Source organism: Metallosphaera yellowstonensis MK1 (genome assembly GCF_000243315.1).
GTDB classification, from domain to species: domain Archaea; phylum Thermoproteota; class Thermoprotei_A; order Sulfolobales; family Sulfolobaceae; genus Metallosphaera; species Metallosphaera yellowstonensis.
In genome coordinates this window covers 219,301-236,378 of the sequence record NZ_JH597768.1, presented here as the reverse complement: position 1 = coordinate 236,378, position 17,078 = coordinate 219,301, and the positions used below count along the sequence as shown (strand labels likewise).

At 46.5% G+C, this 17,078-nt stretch carries 18 protein-coding genes; 7 read left to right on the top strand and 11 right to left on the bottom strand.

Annotated elements, in window-relative coordinates; translation table 11 throughout:
* Window positions 1–26: 26 nt before the first annotated feature.
* Window positions 27–191 carry a hypothetical protein gene (locus METMK1DRAFT_RS18220; protein ID WP_009073058.1) on the bottom strand — a complete coding sequence of 55 codons (165 nt, stop codon included), beginning with the start codon at window positions 189–191 and terminating at the stop codon, window positions 27–29.
* Window positions 192–936: 745 nt separating this feature from the next.
* On the opposite strand from METMK1DRAFT_RS18220, the gene METMK1DRAFT_RS08695 reads away from it, so the two are divergent.
* Window positions 937–1,353 carry a CBS domain-containing protein gene (locus METMK1DRAFT_RS08695; protein WP_009073057.1) on the top strand — a complete coding sequence of 139 codons (417 nt, stop codon included), beginning with the start codon at window positions 937–939 and terminating at the stop codon, window positions 1,351–1,353.
* A gap of 183 nt (window positions 1,354–1,536) precedes the next feature.
* Complete coding sequence (locus tag METMK1DRAFT_RS08690; RefSeq protein WP_048087769.1) at window positions 1,537–2,301, top strand: sugar phosphate nucleotidyltransferase; 765 nt, start codon at window positions 1,537–1,539, stop codon at window positions 2,299–2,301.
* A gap of 110 nt (window positions 2,302–2,411) precedes the next feature.
* Here METMK1DRAFT_RS08690 and agl3 read toward each other — a convergent pair whose 3' ends face one another.
* The 3 genes from agl3 to METMK1DRAFT_RS08675 all read right to left on the bottom strand — a co-directional run bounded on the left by agl3 (window position 2,412) and on the right by METMK1DRAFT_RS08675 (window position 6,336).
* Window positions 2,412–3,566 carry a UDP-sulfoquinovose synthase gene (gene agl3 / locus METMK1DRAFT_RS08685; protein ID WP_048087894.1) on the bottom strand — a complete coding sequence of 385 codons (1,155 nt, stop codon included), beginning with the start codon at window positions 3,564–3,566 and terminating at the stop codon, window positions 2,412–2,414.
* 100 nt (window positions 3,567–3,666) lie between these two features.
* Window positions 3,667–4,614: a zinc metalloprotease HtpX gene (gene htpX / locus METMK1DRAFT_RS08680; protein ID WP_009073051.1), complete on the bottom strand. Its 948-nt coding sequence runs from the start codon at window positions 4,612–4,614 to the stop codon at window positions 3,667–3,669.
* A 288-nt stretch (window positions 4,615–4,902) separates the two neighbouring features.
* A complete protein-coding gene (locus tag METMK1DRAFT_RS08675) occupies window positions 4,903–6,336 on the bottom strand; it encodes a gamma-glutamyltransferase family protein (RefSeq protein ID WP_009073050.1) in 1,434 nt (477 codons plus the stop codon).
* A gap of 36 nt (window positions 6,337–6,372) precedes the next feature.
* Between METMK1DRAFT_RS08675 and METMK1DRAFT_RS08670 the strand changes: the two genes are divergently transcribed.
* Genes METMK1DRAFT_RS08670 through METMK1DRAFT_RS08660 form a run of 3 tightly spaced genes read left to right on the top strand, consistent with a single transcriptional unit; the run spans window position 6,373 to window position 9,272 of the window.
* A complete protein-coding gene (locus tag METMK1DRAFT_RS08670) occupies window positions 6,373–6,732 on the top strand; it encodes a hypothetical protein (protein WP_048087767.1) in 360 nt (119 codons plus the stop codon).
* Complete coding sequence (locus METMK1DRAFT_RS08665) at window positions 6,722–6,982, top strand: MazG nucleotide pyrophosphohydrolase domain-containing protein (RefSeq protein ID WP_009073047.1); 261 nt, start codon at window positions 6,722–6,724, stop codon at window positions 6,980–6,982. Before METMK1DRAFT_RS08670 ends, METMK1DRAFT_RS08665 begins: the two co-directional genes overlap by 11 nt.
* On the top strand, window positions 6,972–9,272 hold the full coding sequence (locus tag METMK1DRAFT_RS08660) for a tRNA(Met) cytidine acetyltransferase TmcA domain-containing protein (protein WP_155812385.1): 2,301 nt from the start codon (window positions 6,972–6,974) through the stop codon (window positions 9,270–9,272). Before METMK1DRAFT_RS08665 ends, METMK1DRAFT_RS08660 begins: the two co-directional genes overlap by 11 nt.
* Before the next feature lie 29 nt (window positions 9,273–9,301).
* On the opposite strand, the gene METMK1DRAFT_RS08655 is transcribed toward METMK1DRAFT_RS08660, so the two are convergent.
* The 3 genes from METMK1DRAFT_RS08655 to METMK1DRAFT_RS16545 all read right to left on the bottom strand — a co-directional run bounded on the left by METMK1DRAFT_RS08655 (window position 9,302) and on the right by METMK1DRAFT_RS16545 (window position 11,334).
* Window positions 9,302–10,078 carry a hypothetical protein gene (locus METMK1DRAFT_RS08655; protein WP_009073043.1) on the bottom strand — a complete coding sequence of 259 codons (777 nt, stop codon included), beginning with the start codon at window positions 10,076–10,078 and terminating at the stop codon, window positions 9,302–9,304.
* Between the two features lie 76 nt (window positions 10,079–10,154).
* Window positions 10,155–10,739: a CpaE/TadZ family protein gene (locus METMK1DRAFT_RS08650; protein WP_009073040.1), complete on the bottom strand. Its 585-nt coding sequence runs from the start codon at window positions 10,737–10,739 to the stop codon at window positions 10,155–10,157.
* A 373-nt stretch (window positions 10,740–11,112) separates the two neighbouring features.
* The gene (locus METMK1DRAFT_RS16545) at window positions 11,113–11,334 is read right to left on the bottom strand and encodes a hypothetical protein (RefSeq protein WP_009073039.1); all 222 of its coding nucleotides are present in this window, start codon (window positions 11,332–11,334) and stop codon (window positions 11,113–11,115) included.
* A gap of 253 nt (window positions 11,335–11,587) precedes the next feature.
* On the opposite strand from METMK1DRAFT_RS16545, the gene METMK1DRAFT_RS08645 reads away from it, so the two are divergent.
* Together METMK1DRAFT_RS08645 and METMK1DRAFT_RS08640 are read left to right on the top strand one after the other, a co-directional pair.
* Entirely contained in the window at window positions 11,588–11,911 is a 324-nt protein-coding gene (locus METMK1DRAFT_RS08645; RefSeq protein ID WP_009073037.1) for a hypothetical protein, read from the top strand.
* A gap of 191 nt (window positions 11,912–12,102) precedes the next feature.
* Entirely contained in the window at window positions 12,103–13,503 is a 1,401-nt protein-coding gene (locus METMK1DRAFT_RS08640; RefSeq protein ID WP_009073035.1) for an APC family permease, read from the top strand.
* A gap of 44 nt (window positions 13,504–13,547) precedes the next feature.
* Here the strand turns inward: METMK1DRAFT_RS08640 and METMK1DRAFT_RS08635 are convergent, their stop codons facing one another.
* The 4 genes from METMK1DRAFT_RS08635 to METMK1DRAFT_RS08620 are packed head-to-tail and all read right to left on the bottom strand — an operon-like array spanning window position 13,548 to window position 17,075.
* Window positions 13,548–14,315 carry an ABC transporter permease gene (locus METMK1DRAFT_RS08635; protein ID WP_009073033.1) on the bottom strand — a complete coding sequence of 256 codons (768 nt, stop codon included), beginning with the start codon at window positions 14,313–14,315 and terminating at the stop codon, window positions 13,548–13,550.
* Window positions 14,312–15,265 carry a daunorubicin resistance protein DrrA family ABC transporter ATP-binding protein gene (locus METMK1DRAFT_RS08630; protein ID WP_009073031.1) on the bottom strand — a complete coding sequence of 318 codons (954 nt, stop codon included), beginning with the start codon at window positions 15,263–15,265 and terminating at the stop codon, window positions 14,312–14,314. Before METMK1DRAFT_RS08630 ends, METMK1DRAFT_RS08635 begins: the two co-directional genes overlap by 4 nt.
* A 39-nt stretch (window positions 15,266–15,304) precedes the next feature.
* On the bottom strand, window positions 15,305–15,697 hold the full coding sequence (locus METMK1DRAFT_RS08625; protein ID WP_009073028.1) for a universal stress protein: 393 nt from the start codon (window positions 15,695–15,697) through the stop codon (window positions 15,305–15,307).
* 58 nt (window positions 15,698–15,755) lie between these two features.
* Window positions 15,756–17,075, bottom strand: coding sequence for an MFS transporter (locus METMK1DRAFT_RS08620; protein WP_009073027.1), 1,320 nt, complete (start codon window positions 17,073–17,075; stop codon window positions 15,756–15,758).
* Window positions 17,076–17,078 lie beyond the last annotated feature (3 nt).

Here is a 17,078-nt window from a genome sequence, read left to right as displayed (position 1 = left end):
AAACTGCTCACCTTCTCCGTTTGTCCCTACGCTTTGATTTCACTCATCTTATGTTCAATAATGATGGAGTGTAGGGACTTAGCCCTCAACAACCTACCAAGCTTAACGGTAGGTGGGTCATGGGACTCCTTCGAGCCCAACGGCACGGGGCTCACATCCCAGATCACTCCCACCCCTTGGGCAGAGCCCACATCGAGTGAGAGTTCATCTTTTATTAATAAAGTTGTAATAAACGAATATAAAACATTTCTGTCATCATGAAAAAGGATTCAGCATACCCTGAGGGCTAAGGTTCCCCGAGTTAAGGGTTACATCCCTTTACGGCTGTCACTAGATTGTGGTAGACCAGCAAGGAGAGTGTTCTCTATTGTTTAAACCACCACGTCGGTGGCCTTCTTGAGGACGTGCAGCGCTCCATTCAGGTTGGAGTGCAGTCTGTGTCCTATAGGACAGTGAACCACACACCTCTAGTTCATCTCTCGATTTCGACGTTATCATGAGCACAGTCCTTGGAGGTGTTGTACTCCACGACCTCGGACACCTTCATGTGGGGACCTGGGCCTCCAATTCGATCGTATGCATCGGTTTAGGGTAATACCACTCCTCTGGCGGGCGGGAGAGATCTGCTCAGCTCCCCAGGAAGTTGACCAGAGGAATGCATCTTGAGAGGGATTAGAGCCTTAAAACCTTAATACGAGGGGCTTCCATCCCCGCTCGGAGAGGCTTGATCTCTCCCCTTTTGAACCCCTTCTATAACTCTTTTCCGAACGAACAGCTACTTATCACAACCGACCGCTTGCATCTCTTCGTGGACCAAGACTAAATTAAGATTAAATCTAGCCACGAGACGAGCCGGGAAGTTTCCGCTCTATGGCGTGTTATGGATTTGTCGACGAGAAGTTCAAGTCAGAGTGGGGAACACCTTAAACTTAAATAATGAAAGTCGTAGACACAGACATGGTAGAGCTTATAAAAGACTATATGAAGACCTCTGTCATCACGGTGACGCGGGATCTCCCACTAAAGGACGTGGCTGTCGTAATGACAGAAAAGAATGTAGGTTCTGTGATAGTTACTGAAAATGGAAAGCCCGTTGGAATAATAACTGAGAGAGACATAGTTAGAGCTATCGGATCAGGGAAAAGTCTAGAGATCCCGGCTGACAAGATTATGACAGCGTCGCTGATAACCATAAGGGAAGATTCGCCCATCACAGGGGCGTTGAGCTTGATGAGATCTTATAACATAAGGCATCTTCCCGTCGTAGATGGGGAAGGTAAGTTGGTTGGAATAGTATCAATAAGAGACATAGCTAGGGCGCTGGATGACCTCTTTGAGGGAGATATGGAGTGAGAGCTCTGATTAAGTCGCTGTGCTCAAATTGAGCTATTTACAACTTTCAAGTCTTTTTGTTTACCTCAGGGTTTAATAGCGATTTACGTAAATTTAATGGCCAGTGATGACTATATAAGGCAGAACCTCAACCATGATGTTACGGAATAAAGATTTATTCTACGCTCATGAAAGTTGATTACCTTGGTTAAGAAAAGTGTGATCACGGCTGCAGGTAAGGGCAGTAGAATGAAGTATATTACCTCTGTTTTGCCCAAGGCATTGCTTCCTCTCTTCACGAGAGAGGATGGAAAGTTCGTGATGAGGCCTATAGTGGACTTGATCATTGACTCTCTCACCTCGGTAGGTGTTGAAAGACACTGTATTGTCGTTGGGAATCACGGCAGGCTTCTCGTGGACTACCTCTCTGAAAGGGGAGTAACGTTTGTTACTCAACATATACCTAAGGGCTTTGGCGATGCCGTGCTTAGGGCTGAGGACTTTGTTGGAAGGGATCCCTTTTTCGTTCATGCGGACGATGGAGTACTCACAGGCGGTTACTCTGAAAGTTCAGCTCTTTTTGATGAGATTAATCCAGACGCCGTCCTCCTAGTTAGGAGGGTGACCAACCCGCACAGGTACGGTATAGTCCAAGTTATTGATAAAGGAAATTATAAGACTCACAGGCTTTTCCAGGTAAAGGACGCCGAGGAGAAGCCTAAAGACCCCAAGTCCGACTTGGCCATATCCGCTGTCTATGTATTTTCATGGAAAATCATGAGTGCCTTGAAAAAGGTTGAAGTCAAAGACGGCGAACTAGAGTTGACGTATGGAATAAAGGAACTCATAGATGACGGAGGGGAAGTTTATGCCTTGCTTTTGGAGAAGGAAAGATGGCTCAACGTGGGGGATCCGGATAATTACTTCAAGGCCCTTGAGTACACATACAAGGGGTCAGAGCTTCGTTAACTTTCGTGGTTCCTTTCTCTTCTCAAAACTAATGGCGAAAACGCAAGTATAAACGAATTTCAACCTTTCCTAAGAGGGCCCAGTTACTTCACTTTAAACTTCCTAGCAAATTATTTCCAATGCGTTTTCGGCATAATCGCTTCCTTAAATCTCTCCAATCTATTCTTATATGGCAGAAGATCCTTGAGCATAACCTTCGTCTCTTCCTTTATGTTCTTTTTAGGTCTGAAACCTAGAGACGGAAGGACCTTTATCTCCGGGTTATAATAATGTTCCTCTGCCTCAACCCTTGGGTTCCTCACGTGAGTTATATCCACTCTCATTCCCAACTGTTCCGCGGCTTCCTTAACAATGTGTGCCAACTGTGTGACGTTGTAAATCTCTGCAAACTGATTAACCACCCTGTACTCTCCTTGTTTCGGCGGGTTCTCGAGTAAGATCCTCAGCGCTTCCACACTGTCCTCCAACGAGATGAAACCTCTGGTTTGTTTACCCTTACCGTAAGGAGTTAGGGGCAAACCCAGCACTGCTTCAACACAGTACCTATTAATCACAGTGCCCCACGTCTCGTCAAAGTCGAACCTTGTCCTCAGTGACTCATCCGTTATCTCCTCAGTCCTAGTGCCGTAAACGGGTCCCTGCATAATGTCAGTTATGGTGAGGTTAGAGAGTCTCCCCTTGTACAGGAGTAAGTAGGTGTCGAATATCTTACTCCAATGATAGAATGATCCTCCCCATTTCGGGGTAGGTATCACGTCCTTCTTTCCGTTCACTACAGCCTCAACGAAAGCGGATTCAGGTATGTCGAAATTGGGAGTTCCGTACTCTCCCATAGTTCCCATCTTGAGTATATGGATCGAGGGGTCTATTTCGGCAACAGAGTACAGAAGGTTCAACGTAGTTATAATATTATTTTCAAGTGTGTACCTAGCGTGCTCGTAATCTTTCATGGAGTATGGAGCAGATCTCTGTTCTGCGAAGTGAACTACGACGTCCGGTTTAAACCCCCTTATGGTTTCGTCCAGGAGGTTCTTGTCCCTGACGTCCCCAACAACGAACTTGAAGCTTCCGCCCAAGTGCTTCTTCACAGCCCTCTCCCTCTCTTCGGGAGAAGGTAAGGGGAAAGCCGAGTCAGCACCGACCTCATTGGAAAATCTCCTGGTCGACAGATTATCTATTCCCAGGACCTCATGACCTCTGGCCACTAACCTAAGGGCTAGGGCCCACCCTAGATATCCATCCACTCCCAAGATAACGGCCCTCATCTTTATCAACAGCCTTATGGTCTTGTCTACTTTAAAGTTTTTCATAATGTCTACTAAAAAGAAACTTTTACTTTATTTGAAAAAATTTGATCAATTTTGTTTAACTATAGACTTGCTTGAGCCTCTCCAGCATCTGAATTCTCTTGGCCGGATGGGGATGATCGCTGAATAAGTCTGCGTACCAAGGAACCTTAATTGACTTCCAATACCCTATAAGTTCGTCAACGTCTTGGGAGGGAACTTCCACAGGGCTGGAGAAGAAGAGCATGTTCATCACCTTGTTTCTGTACTTCTTGACAGCGTTAGGATCCATCATGAGGGTTATCTTGGCCAAGGCCCTCTGCAGGTTCTCGGCTCCTCCTGGTACAGTTAGAGCCGAGTTCAAGTCAGCGTAAGCTTCCCTTAGTCTGTTCACCGCTATCACAAACAACTGGAAAATGAAACTCACCACAAGAAGCCCTAAGCCTATAGCCCAGGCATATAGGGAGTTATTCCTCTGTCCACCTAAGAACCCACTCCACATGAGGGAATACCCTATCCAGTATATCAGCGTGGGGATGAGCCCTATGGCCATGAGTACCTCTACATCTCTATGTCTCAAGTGTCCTAACTCGTGACCTAACACCGCTTTTAACTCCTCTCTCGACAGGGATCTGAGTAAGGGGAGTGTTACGGCCACTCTCTTGCCTGCAATGGGACTACCATATGCGAAAGCGTTTGGGAAAGGTACGTCAGCCACATAAACCTTAGGCCTCGATATCCTGTTGTATAACGCCACCTCATCTACCAAAGGAACTAGCCATCCGTAGAGAGGGTCATCGGGATTTACTTCTCTGGCTCTATACATCGCATTAATAAGGTACGGCCCAGCGAGCCACTGAATTATATTAAGAAATCCGACGAAAATTAGAGCTCCTAAAACTATGTATGGAGTGAAGGATCCGTAAAGGTAGCCAAGGACACCGTAGACCAGCGCGAAGCCAGCTAATACCACAGCTAGGCCTAAGAACAACATGCCCATCTTTAGCTTCAGTGAAACCAGGTTCATTCGAATCAATGTAAAAGTATCTTGAGGGGGGTTATAAACATTCTCAAGAGATCACCTAACATCCAGGAGAGAGGGGATTAGGTGCGTAATGAGACTACACGTTCTCATGGGAGAGACAAACTCCGGCGGAGTACGAGTCGAGTGGAACAGGGTGAGATATGAAGATTGAAAATAAATAGTAGAAAAGAATTTTGAAAAAGGACCAGTTAGATAAGTTTGATCTAAACCCATGGCACAGAACATAGGTAGTTCAGAGTGACCCATGTCCTTTCCATGGAGGTGAGTAAGTCATACTGCGGGTATAGCGGTACCTTCACTTCTGGGATCTGCCACAGCTATGTATCTATCCTTCCTCCTCTTCAAGGCCTGAACTATTCCCACTTCCGGTGAGAAAGCCTCAAGCCTAGTTGAGGGAACTCCGAGCCGACTTTCGGCTATCACTTTATTCCCAGTGAACATGAACCTGGGAGCATTAACTGCTTCGTCAATCTCCATCATGTAGTCTATGTAATACTCTATGACCTCCGAATGAATTTGAGGTCTGAGATCACCACCTGCACAACCCACGATCACGTCTTCAGAGTCTTTCTCGAGGAGCGCTATGGAGAGTGTGTGCATCGGTCTCTTCCTCCCTTCAGGCTTGTTCTTACCTTCAGTGAAGTTGAACCCCCTATTGTTGAATACCACCTCTTCTACCACCAGCCCCGACCCAAAGGGATAGAAGAGACTTTGAATCATCCCTATCTCGTTTTCCCCATCTGCGACCACGAAGAACGTGGTGTCTCCGGACTCGTTAACTTTAGCCTCTATTCCAGCCTCCAACATCCTCTTACTAAGGTACTCTTTATCTAGCAAGAAGTCTGGAGCAGGGTGAAACCTCGGATCAGCAATGAAGTTGTTCCTATCCTCATAAGCCAGCCCTGCTATCCTGACGTGTTCATTTATTCTCCTTACGTCGTTATAGGGGTAATTGTTTATCCCAGCCATATCCACCATTTTGAGGATTTGAAGGGTGGTGATCCCTTGGGAGTTCGGTGGGAATTCCATCACTTTGTAGTCCTTATATTGGGTCTCCACTAACTTTACCTTCTCTGCTCTGAACTCGGAGAAGTCCTCTGCGTCAACCGGAACTCCCAGGGACTTGAGACCTGTGACCAACAACTCAGCGACTCTACCCTCATAGAATGATCTAGGCTCCTTGGCGATCTCCTTTAGTATCCTGCCTAGCTTTCGAAGTTGGAGGAAGTCGCCAAACCTCTTGTCTCCAAACACTCCTTGCCACTCTCTACTCAGCCTCTGAGAATTGATTATTGCGTGGTGGAGCCCCCTTCCTACGTAAAATCCATCAGAGGCCAACCTTATTGCAGGTGCCAAGAGGTCCCTCAGGTCCATGGTCGTGTAGTCCAACATTTGGTTCCAAAGCTCCACGAGCCCCGGAACCACTACAGTGAGTGGGCCCCTGTCGTTCTCTATTCTCTCCACATTCAGGTTCTTTGGGGCCCAGCCGGTCGAGTTGTAAGCTATAACCCCTCCTGGAGTCTTAGCTAATAGCATCCCATCTCCGCCAAGCCCGCTAGTGTGGGGAATCACTACGGATAATACAGCACTTACCGCGATAGCGGCGTCGAACGCGTTCCCCCCGTTCTCCAAGACTTTGGCCCCTACGTGAGAGGCTACATAATTTTGTGAGGCTACGATTTTCTTACCAACCGCTGCTGGCATACTTACTTAATAACTGCGGGGAAAATAAAATGTGAATTGAAGTTTCCCTCTGATCTCTTGTCAGAGCTCCAGGAAGGGATGTGCACAGTCTGCTGCGAGAGTAAGGTCGTCTGCTTGACTACCGACATTCCAAAGGTGGACAACCCTGAGGTTGAGCTGGAAATTGACAGGCAGGGAGAAGAGTTGTTAATCAGGAATATAGTGCTTGACGAACCTGAGAACCCACTTTACCTTGAATATTATGCTGACGCAACCTTTGTAGAGGGCATATCCCAGGAGGCGAAGATAGTGATATACTTTGTGGACCGAAATGGAGAGGTATTGAGAACCTTAAATGTACAGTTAAGTAGAGAGGTATTGAGACTCTTAAGGAGGGAGGTAGGACTTGGAGGTTAAGGAGGTTCAGCAGAGACTTAGGGAGAAATTTTTTGAGAAGGACAGTGAAAGGGGCCTGTTCGCAACGTATACATGGTTCGTTGAGGAAGTAGGTGAGTTGGCTGAGGCTCTCCTATCCGGTGACAAGTCCTCCATAGAGGAGGAGTTAGCGGACGTGTTGGCTTGGGCCATATCCATAGCTAACCTTGCCGGCATTGACGTAGAAGAAGCTTTAAGAAAGAAGTATGAGTTGGTTGATCGTGGAGAGTAGAGAGGATTTTCTGAGTAAGCTTAGGGAGGCCATGGTGGACGCAAGGAGGAGATTCTACAGGAACTTGGTGTTTATCGAGAAGGAGAACTTCATGGACGATTTGAGTGACGTAATATCGGCTTTCTTCGAGGGTGCAAAAGAGGCTAGAGTAGCTTATGCTTTCCACCCTTGGGCAGATGGAGCGAAGGAAAGGTTTGAACTCATCAGGGGTCAACTCAGGGGAAAGGTGGATGACATCGATTACTCCAGTTCTGAGTATTATTTAGGGAAGACCTACGATCTAGTTGTCCTCGACTTGGTGGATAACTTCCAGCCCAACTACCTAGGGAGGCTCACAGACTTAGCCAGTGGAGGAGGGCTGGTGATAATGTATACCAATGATCTGACTAAGGATAAGCTCTTCAGGAACTCCATTGCGAAGAGAGGTGTAATTTACGAATATTATGAGGAGAGGTTCAGGAGAAAATTAAGGGAACATGAGGGAGTCTTCCTGGCAGGTAGTGAGTACCTAGGGAAACCCTTCACCGGCGAAGTGAAGGTATCTCAAGCTAAATCTCTACCCAAGAGGATTTGGTTCCCAAAGGAACTGCACGAACTTTGTGCCTCTGAGGATCAGAACAAGGTTTTAGAAGAGTTCAGAACCCTGAATAGAGGTGGCTCCAGGGTACTCGTTCTAGTGGCCCCCAGAGGTAGAGGAAAGAGTGCTGTCGCCGGACTCGCATTGGCCGGCCTGACGTGGGAGAGAATGAATTCAGAGAGGAGGTTCAGGGCTGTGATTACGGCACCCTCGCTCTCTTCTGCTTCTCAGGTCATGGAATTCGCTAGGTTAGGTTTGAAATCGTTGGGAGACGAACCTGATGTCACTTTATCGGACGTAGGTCTGATAAGATCCCTAAAGGGAGACAACTATTCAATAGTCTATGTTAATCCAGAGACAGCTGTGAATGAGGAAGGTGAAGTCCTAGTAGTTGACGAGGCTGCAGCAATAGGTGTTAACTTACTCGCTCAATACGTAAACAACTGGAAGAAAGTGGCCTTCATCTCCACGATATATGGCTATGAGGGTTCTGGGAAAGCGTTTCTCAGATACCTCAGGAACCTAATGGCGGAGAAGAAAGTCTGGACACGTTGGCTAACAATGAACAGGCCTTTAAGGTATGCAGAGGGAGATCCTATAGAGAAGTGGCTTTACGATGCCCTAGTTCTCAATGCTGAGCCGATCTCTCCCAAGGATCTGGAACTCCTGGAGTACGAAACCTTAGACAAGGGTGAACTGTTTCGTGACGATTCTTCCCTGTCTCAGGTCTATGGGATATTGGTCTCGGCCCACTACCGGAACAACCCGGACGACTTGATGATAATGGGGGACGGACCTCATCACGTCATAAAAGCCATGAGGTCAAGAGACGGATACGTCGCAGTGTCCCAAATATCCGAGGAGGGGGGATTACAGGATACAATGATAGACCTCTCCCTGAGAGGTGGTACTTTCGACGGTGACCTGATTCCTGACAGGTTACTGAAGCACTCCAGGATAAGGGACATAGGCAACATGAGAGGTTGGAGGATAGTTAGGATAGCAGTAGTCCAGGAATCCCAGGGGATGGGAATAGGGAGTGCAATGCTTAACTTCATAGTCTCTGATGCTGAAAGACAGGGGTTGGATTGGGTAGGTTCATCTTTTATGGGCGATCCAAAGGTTCTTAGGTTCTGGGTCAAGAACGGCTTTTACCCAGTCCACGTCTCACCTAAGAGAAACGAGAAATTCGGGGACTTCCCAGTTGTGGTTATAAAGCCCCTCACTGACAGGGCCAGAAAGGCCGTTGGAGTCGCCACAGCGATATTCAAGGAGAAGTTGCTCAACACTATCCACGACGTTTACTTCAACATGACCCCCGACATGGCCGTCATTCTCCTGAGAGGTGCTAAAACACATAGGGAAATAGCGGTAAGTAGAGTGTATTTAGCCAAAATAGCAGCGTTCCTACAGGGAAGCAGTCCCTATGAGTCCTCAGCTGACGGAATTCACCTCTTGGTTCAAAAGTACTTCTGGGATTCCAAAAGGGATTGGGAACTAACTGAGGATCACGAGAGGGTACTGGTAGCTAAGGTACTCCAGGGAAGACCCTGGTCTTATCTGATCTCCACTATAGGGATGAGCAGATCTAGGGCTACTGAACTGTTGTATGAAGCCGTGAGTATATTAGCGAAAAAATATTATAACGTCACTGAAGAGTCTCAATTGGGCATATCGCTTGAAGACCTAGGTGATGAATTCACAACACTATGAGCTGTGATTTGATGCACCTCGCCTGAACGTTAGGCTACAATGGATAACGAGTTGAGTATTATGGCCACTACAGTCAGGAGCGAGAACAGTTGGTGAAATCCTACTGACGCTCCAGGCTTCTCTGGATTCCTGTTTATACTCCTGTAGACCCATAGTCCAGCTCCTATCTCCAGAATCGTGAAGACCAGGGTTAGCCAGTAGTGGAGATAAATCACGGCTAAGACGAAGATTATAGCTAAAACCCCGTGAATGGCCCAAGCCCACTGTATCCTTCCCTGCGGTTTCCTGACCTGACCTATAGGCCGAGACATCCTCCTGAGGCCCGTAACGACACCCCCCATGAAGATGACGAAGTATAGGAAATGAGGAGGAACTATTGCTTCGATGAGGAAATTGAGAACGTTCACCTTATATCCTAAGCCCTCAAGGAACATGAGTAGATAAGTGACGAAAGTGGTATAGGCAGCTATGTCATGAAGACCTTGAAAGACCGAAGGGAGCTTTCCCGCTAAGACGTAGAGGGTAGCCATCCCCAACAGGGCGGTAAATACCACGGAGACGAATCCAATGACAGTTATCACTGAAGGACTGAGAACTAACAGGGCGAGGGAAATCAACCCCACTACTGTAGCACTTATCCTATGCATTGCCTCTGGGTCTCCCTTAAGAGCGACCTGATGAATGTCCCTAGTATAAGGCCACTTAGTTCCCAAGGAGAGCCCGTACCCATAGCCCTCAACTATACCACCTAGCACTACGGTTAGACCAGCCAGAGCCGAGGCGATTACACCCAGTTGGTATAACATGTCATAAGGTGTAAAACCAGGACTCTAAAATACTTTCGTGAAAACAGCTTTAACGTCAAGCTAAATCTTCCTCTCTTTATGAAAACTTGGACGATATCTCAGTTATGTCCTCAACTATTCCTTTGAGAAAAGTCGAGAGATCGCTCGTGTCAATCAAAGGAACAGTGATCTTAAACAGGAATTCCCCTAATAGCTCTACAGGTATCCTATATCCCTCCGGAACCATATTGACTATGAGTGCATACTTGTTAGGGAAATTCATGGAGTAGTCGAGGGTGCTCCTTATGTTGGGGACGTCTGTGACGAAGACCGTAAGGGCATAGGCGTCTACCTTGACGAGATGGTTTTCCTGAGTAGCACAGGAGAAGTTGTCTATAACCACGAAGTCCCATCCGTTTCTATATACGTTTTCCAAATTCTCTAAGGCCTCCTTCAGATCGTTCTCTCCTATCCTGAAAGGTCTTTTGAACAACTTGAGCACGCAGAGTTTATCTTCGCACCAGAAGTCGTCTTGTCTACCTAACTTCCTCCACAGACCGCAGGATGGTGTCTTATCGACCAGAAGGGTCGTCCCCTTTGAGGACAGTCCTCTGGCTAGGCTCAAGGCCACGGTGGACTTTCCTACACCTTCCTTCACTCCTAAGACGTTAATCTTTATCAATGTCCGTTTACTTTTCGACAAAGGTGACTAAAAAGCATCAAACATCTTTGCACTGGCAGCAGTTATTAGATTTTGCCTTGACTTCAAGGCTACACCTAACGAGAAATCCCATAACTGCTGCACTGACTTGACTCCCTCAGCATCCTAAGCAAGAGGGTTTCCTGAAGCATCCGAGGGCTGTATAACCCTCTAACGAGAAATTTCGTCAGGGTATCAAGGGGCGCAGTTATGGTACCTCTAAACCGTTGAAGAGATATAAGCGGAAGTGAGTTGCTTAAAGTAGCTCTGTAGTAAGTTCACCGCATCATTGGCTCTCTTACGTCAAATGGAAGGCTGAGTGAAACGGTCTAGGTGGATGGACTAAAGCAGTGAACTACCCTGCCCTAACGGACGGGGCTTCCTGCTTCTTTGCCACACCTTGCCCAAAGGGTAGAGGGCGGAGCTCCACAGGCACTACGGGCCTCACCAGCCCCGAGCATTGAGTGAACCTGCGGTGTCCCCATATGGGACTGTTGATTGGGGCAGAGGCGTACCTCACCGACCCTCGCTTTGACCAAGGCGTCTCGGTGACGCTTACCCCCTCAGTGAGTGTCATTGATAGAATGTTTGAAAAAGAAGTATACAAGTGTTAACTACGAAGGGGGTTATCCATCCTCACGGTGAGGATCCTCCGCCCCCTTTGAACCCCCCCGTTATATAAAGGGGTATTGACGAACCAGGAGACACGTATTATAAGACCGTGGAGGTTGAAAGATGCATCAAGTGTTTCACATCTCATCAAAAAGGCTACTGTGTGAGGGTTTTTGGTCCATAAAAGCACTTTAAAGCCCGATCTGTGATGTTACCTTATGGCGGACATTGTCAGTAAGCTGTGGACCCTAATCGACCTTCAAATTCCCTTAGTTACTACGGATATGGAGACTTACTTGCTCAAGGAAGGTATATTTACTCAAGATGATCTAAACAAATTCAAAGAAATAAGCAAGTCCATTAAGAGAGCTTATTACGCCTTGCAAAGAGATCCAGAAGACGCAATTAAGACATTAAAGAAGGCTTTGGAGGAACTTAAAACTATTCAGCCTAAGAAACCGATGCCTCCAGAAATGAAGATACGATTTGAGGCCATCATGAGAGCATTAGTGGAGGCCACTTCATCTACCGAACCGAAATAATATACCTTTCTATTCGAATTGATAAGAAACAATGTACTTTAGAACTAGCTTTGTCCCCTAATTCGTTCATTCACCATTTAAGCTCATTGTAAACTTTTTCAGGGGATCACCCTTTAAGCTTATATGAAGAAGCCCTTTTGAGTCAGGGAAACTTTTTAACTATTTAGGATCGAAAAGCTTAAAGGGAGATTATGAGGCTAAGCCGAGGTTCAATCTCGCTCAAGGAAACTTACGGTCAAGCGATGGCAGTTACTGCCCCTCTAGGTAGTGTAGTCTCAACTTCGACGGCTGCAATCCTCTATGCAGGCCACTCCGTGGTCTTCACCACTTTGCTGGCTCTCATGGGTAGTGCCCTATGGATCTACACTCTTACGTCCTATACCAGGAGGATAGCCTCAGCGGGAGGGTACTACACTTTCGGTTATAGCGCCTGGAGAAACAAGTTTTTGTCATTCTTCGAGGCACTCACTGAGGTCTTTGCCTACTCTTTCCTTAATGCGGTCAACGTGATCACTCTTTATCTACTGATTAATATAGGTTTAGGCATACTCGGATTTACTCTTCCTTGGTGGAGTGAAGGGGTTATCCTAGCCTTTGGGATCTTATATCCGACCTTGTTGTCTCTCACACAGATAAAGAAAGTTCTTGGATATGTAGTTTCAGTGAGTGCCACAGCTGAAGTCGTTCTCCTTGTTGCGCTCTTCCTGGTTTCTCTTAGGGAACCCTTTCACTTAGAATATCTAACTCCTGACGGAGCGAGTCCAAATAATATTGCCCAAGCGTTTGTTCTCTCCATGGTCAGTATATCTGGTGCAGGTGCTGCTACTTATCTAGGAGAGGAGGCAAAGAAGCCTATGAAGACTATCACTCAAGGCATGTGGCTATCCCTGTTAATAGGTGGGCTCTCCATGTTTCTGGGAACCTATGCATTAGTAACCCTTTGGGGGGGTTCCTTGAGCGACCTGGCTAACTCTCCTCAACCCCTACTTTTCGAGATGTATAGATACGGATCTATACCCATGTTTATAGCATTAGTAATGTCTGCAAACAGTCTCTTAGCATCTAATATTGGGACTACGCTAGGCTCTGCCAGGATATTGTTTAATTTGGGAAGAGAAGGAGCTGCTCCGAGGTTCTTAACCAATGTCACTAAGAGTGGCGAGCCCCTGGTGTCAACGCTCCTAGTAGCTCTTTTATCAGCTTTGGTAGTAGCACTGTTCACCTCAGTTCTTGGCTTGTCCGACGCCTTCGCCATAGTGGGAGTTATTACAGGGATATTTTGGTTGATGGGAAGGGTTATAGATGGTTTTGGAGTCCCCGTGTTTTATGCCAGAATATCTCAGCTCTCCGTCTATACCCTACTAATACCCATAATTGCCACCAGCCTCAATGTTTGGGGCATAATTCAATCTATTCAGCCTAACTCCATATCCCTGTTCACCCTTGTAGCCCTTTTGTCGGTGATCGTTGTATGGTATAGTGCCAAGGGGAGAAGAGGAAGACCTGGGTCCCTAGTGGTTGATGAAGAGAATAGAGTGATTACAATCGAGGAGTACATGGATAGGTTAAAGAAGAAAGCTCCGGTAACTTAGCTCACGTTGGTTTAAAGAAGAGTTGGAAGTTTCAAGGTGCAATTTCACTCGGCATACAGGAACTTGTTAGTGAGCACGCTCCCCAAACTTAACATAACCAGTGCGAATACTGCCAAGTAAAGGAGGTAATTCCATGAGGGATCGTTGTAGAGCAACATTCCCCTGTTGAGCTCCGCCGCATAGGTCAGAGGATTGACATCGCTGATCAGCTTAAGCCAAGAGGGGAAGAACGCTTTCGGGAATAGAGCAGTGCTCGAGAACATGAGGGGAAGATTAATCAAGTTTGATATGACTCCTGGAGCCTGCCAATCTGCAGTCTTGAGTGTAAAAATGGAGTAAAGTGATGAGAACCCAATCCCCACGAAGGCCAAGGATAGAAATAATACCCCAATGGACAGCGGAGTCAGGTTCATCCTGACACCTAACACTACACTGACTGCTAGCAGTATCGGAGCCTGTATAAGTCCTCGCGTCATACCTCCTAGGACTTTGGCCAAGAACACGTCGTACTTGGGAGTGGGCGTTATGAGAACCCTCTTGAGATAACCAAATCTCTTATCCTGAATAAGACTCATGGAGCTGAACATCCCTACGAAGAGCATTGATATTGCTAACTCCCCCGGCAGGATGAAGGCAATATAATTATCAGTGTGAAAGAAACTTATCAGCACTTGTTTTGGCACCCCTGAAAAACTACTGCCGAAGAAGATCAGCCACATTACGGGCTGTGAAATCAACATGATCCACATGTAGACGCTCCTGAAAATCCTCTTAGCCTCCCTCATATAAAGGGCGTAAAGTCTATCCATCATCTTCTCGCCCTCCTTATCATGGCATAAAACCTCCTTGCGTCAAACTCCTGTTCCTCCATCGTTCCACCAGTCAGGTTAATGAAGACCACGTCCAGGCTGGACTTGTTCACCCTTATCCCCTTTATGTTATCTCCGCCTACAGCTCTTATCACGTCCATGAGGGCAGACTCTGCGTTGTTCACCCTTATCCTCACTCTACTGTCTGTGACTTGAGTGTTCTCCAGGCTCACGTTGAGTTTAGCGCCTGGCTTAAGCTCTATCTCTATTACATCTCCACCGTATTTATTCTTCAATTCTTCCGGAGTGTCCATGGCAATTATCCTACCTTTGTTGATTATTCCTAACCTATTACACAGCGAGTCTGCCTCCTCCATGTAGTGAGTAGTTAAGAGGACTGTAACCTCGTAGTCCTTGTTTATCTGTCTAATGAGATTCCACATGGTAGCCCTGGTGTTGACGTCCAAGCCTATGGTAGGTTCATCCATGAAAATAACCTCAGGGGAGTTCAGGAGTGCCATGGCTATCTCCAGCTTCTTTCTCATCCCAGTGGAGAACTTTCCCGCCTTCCTGTCCTTAAACTCAAGTATTCCAAAATATTTCAGGAGCTCTGTGGCTCTCTCCTTCCAATTCTTTACTCCAGTTAAACGGGCTTGTATCTCTAGGTTCTCCCATCCGGTGAGATCGTCATCGAGGATGACCTCTGACGAAATCCAACCTATCCTGGACTTTACCTCTATGGGATTCCTCACTATACTGAATCCAGCTACAAGAGCGTCCCCCTCGGTTGGTGGAGTCAGCCCTGTAAGCATCTTTATGGTTGTGGTCTTCCCTGCACCGTTAGGTCCCAGGAGACCGAATATCTCTCCTCTCTTTACAGTAAAGCTTATGTGGTCTACGGCAACGAAGTCACCGTACTTCTTTGTGAGATCTCTGGTTTCAATGGAGTACATAGACTAGTCTAGTGTGCAATAGTAAATAAAGATATATCGTTACTTTACAATTAGAACAGGTACATCTGACTTGTTGACCAATGCGCTAGATACGCTTCCCAATATTGCCTTCTTTACACCGGTTAAGCCCCTAGTACCTGTAACTATCATGTTACACTCTATTTTCTTGCAGTATTCCACTAGCGCTGAGGCTACGTCACTACCTTCGAGGATCTTAGTCTTTACACTGTAACCCTCAATTTCCCTCTTGATCTCCTCTAGCATTTTTTCCGCCTTAGTCTCACTTTCCACGATAACCTGCTCTGGACTTCTAGGGACCTCCTTCACCACGGTGACGACGTGAATTTCGTCCTTTTCTTTCATGAGCTTAAGTGCATAGAGTAAGGCCTTCTTCGAGTAATCAGAACCGTCGTACGCTAAAACTATTTTCATATATACATTTTAATCTAAATAATAATATAAGTCTTTCCGTAGCCCAGCTGAAAAGCGTTCATTTGGTTACGGGTAATTTACTTTGAGACGTAAGCTCTAAGGAAACTCTTTTCACATCGTATCCCTTGAGGTACCACCATATCGTAGCTCCGGCTCCCAAAGCCCATAATACGGTATTGTAAAGTACATAGGAGAACGGCGAGCTCAAGTAACTACTGTAATACACGGATAAGGAACTAAGGGTTATTGGAAACAACCTTACCATGCCTATCAAGAACGCCCTATTTGAGTTGGGGAGCAGTAGAGGTTCATATATGGTTCTAACTGCCCATCCAAACTCACTGAAGACCATATTGGCGAAGAGAAGGGAGTAGAAGAGAGCCGGGGAGACTCTCACAGTATTCAGGGAGAAGAGTATTGCCACGATCGTCAAAAATCCTCCAGTGAAAGAGAATAAGCTGAACGAGCTAGTTCTCTCCCTATCTATGATTAACGTAGCTAGGAATCCCGCCACACTCGCCCCCAGGTTCGCGATGAATACTATCATGTTCTCTTGGCTTGGGAAGTAGAAATCTCCGATGTAGAAGGCCATGAGACCGTAAGTCAGGTATTGGGACACTCCTATGACTACCAGAAATAGGAACCTAGAAGTTAGACTAACCCTTCTCACTTCCGACCTCTCCTTAAAGTCCTCGACCTTTGGGGAGATCTTCTTAATCTCAGAGCTCACAGCCTCCTTATTTCCCTTAATGTAAAGCCATCTAACTGACTCAGGCAGCTTCATTCTGACAACAATGAGGAAGGCCACTCCTATTACTGCCACTAAGGAGAGAGCTAGGAGCTGAACCGAACTGGACAAAGCACTCGATAGCAAGGCTAACCCAGAGGCGACCATTGCCCCGACGTTATCGAAGTTTGGAGCCAATATCAGTATCTTCTCCCTGTATTTCAGCGGCATCATCTCAGCTGCATAGGATAACATGACAGGCACCTCTCCTTCGACACCCAACACACCCAACACTATGCCCAAAGTAAGTAGGTAGAGTAAAGGTGGTTTAGAAGGACTCAAAGACGTAAGACTAGGCAAGATCGACGAGGCGACTATTATGATGGTACCTGCTCCATACATGGACATCGTCATGAGGAACGTCCTTTTTCTCCCGTATAATCTGTCAGACAGAAGAGGGAAGATCAGATCTCCCACTATTGTGGCTATTATTGGAGCAAGGATGAAATAGACGTTGTTGACAGATGGGTAGTAAAGTGGAGCTATGCTACTTATTGTCCCCCACATGAAAAACCCTAAACCTAAGGATGTGAACAGAAGAGTATGGACGTTATTCCACCTGGCCTTGTCGACTATTTCCAGAGGCTCCATGAT

What these genes read in the sequence shown, in the direction of transcription:
- METMK1DRAFT_RS16545 (WP_009073039.1), bottom strand. Translation starts at nt 11,334, where the DNA reads ATGACACTCACTGAGGGGGTAAGCGTCACCGAGACGCCTTGGTCAAAG.
- agl3 (WP_048087894.1), bottom strand. Translation starts at nt 3,566, where the DNA reads ATGAGGGCCGTTATCTTGGGAGTGGATGGATATCTAGGGTGGGCCCTA.
- METMK1DRAFT_RS08625 (WP_009073028.1), bottom strand. Translation starts at nt 15,697, where the DNA reads ATGAAAATAGTTTTAGCGTACGACGGTTCTGATTACTCGAAGAAGGCC.
- METMK1DRAFT_RS08635 (WP_009073033.1), bottom strand. Translation starts at nt 14,315, where the DNA reads ATGATGGATAGACTTTACGCCCTTTATATGAGGGAGGCTAAGAGGATT.
- METMK1DRAFT_RS08640 (WP_009073035.1), top strand. Translation starts at nt 12,103, where the DNA reads ATGAGGCTAAGCCGAGGTTCAATCTCGCTCAAGGAAACTTACGGTCAA.
- METMK1DRAFT_RS08655 (WP_009073043.1), bottom strand. Translation starts at nt 10,078, where the DNA reads ATGTTATACCAACTGGGTGTAATCGCCTCGGCTCTGGCTGGTCTAACC.
- METMK1DRAFT_RS08630 (WP_009073031.1), bottom strand. Translation starts at nt 15,265, where the DNA reads ATGTACTCCATTGAAACCAGAGATCTCACAAAGAAGTACGGTGACTTC.
- METMK1DRAFT_RS08675 (WP_009073050.1), bottom strand. Translation starts at nt 6,336, where the DNA reads ATGCCAGCAGCGGTTGGTAAGAAAATCGTAGCCTCACAAAATTATGTA.
- METMK1DRAFT_RS08620 (WP_009073027.1), bottom strand. Translation starts at nt 17,075, where the DNA reads ATGGAGCCTCTGGAAATAGTCGACAAGGCCAGGTGGAATAACGTCCAT.
- METMK1DRAFT_RS08645 (WP_009073037.1), top strand. Translation starts at nt 11,588, where the DNA reads ATGGCGGACATTGTCAGTAAGCTGTGGACCCTAATCGACCTTCAAATT.
- METMK1DRAFT_RS08695 (WP_009073057.1), top strand. Translation starts at nt 937, where the DNA reads ATGAAAGTCGTAGACACAGACATGGTAGAGCTTATAAAAGACTATATG.
- htpX (WP_009073051.1), bottom strand. Translation starts at nt 4,614, where the DNA reads ATGAACCTGGTTTCACTGAAGCTAAAGATGGGCATGTTGTTCTTAGGC.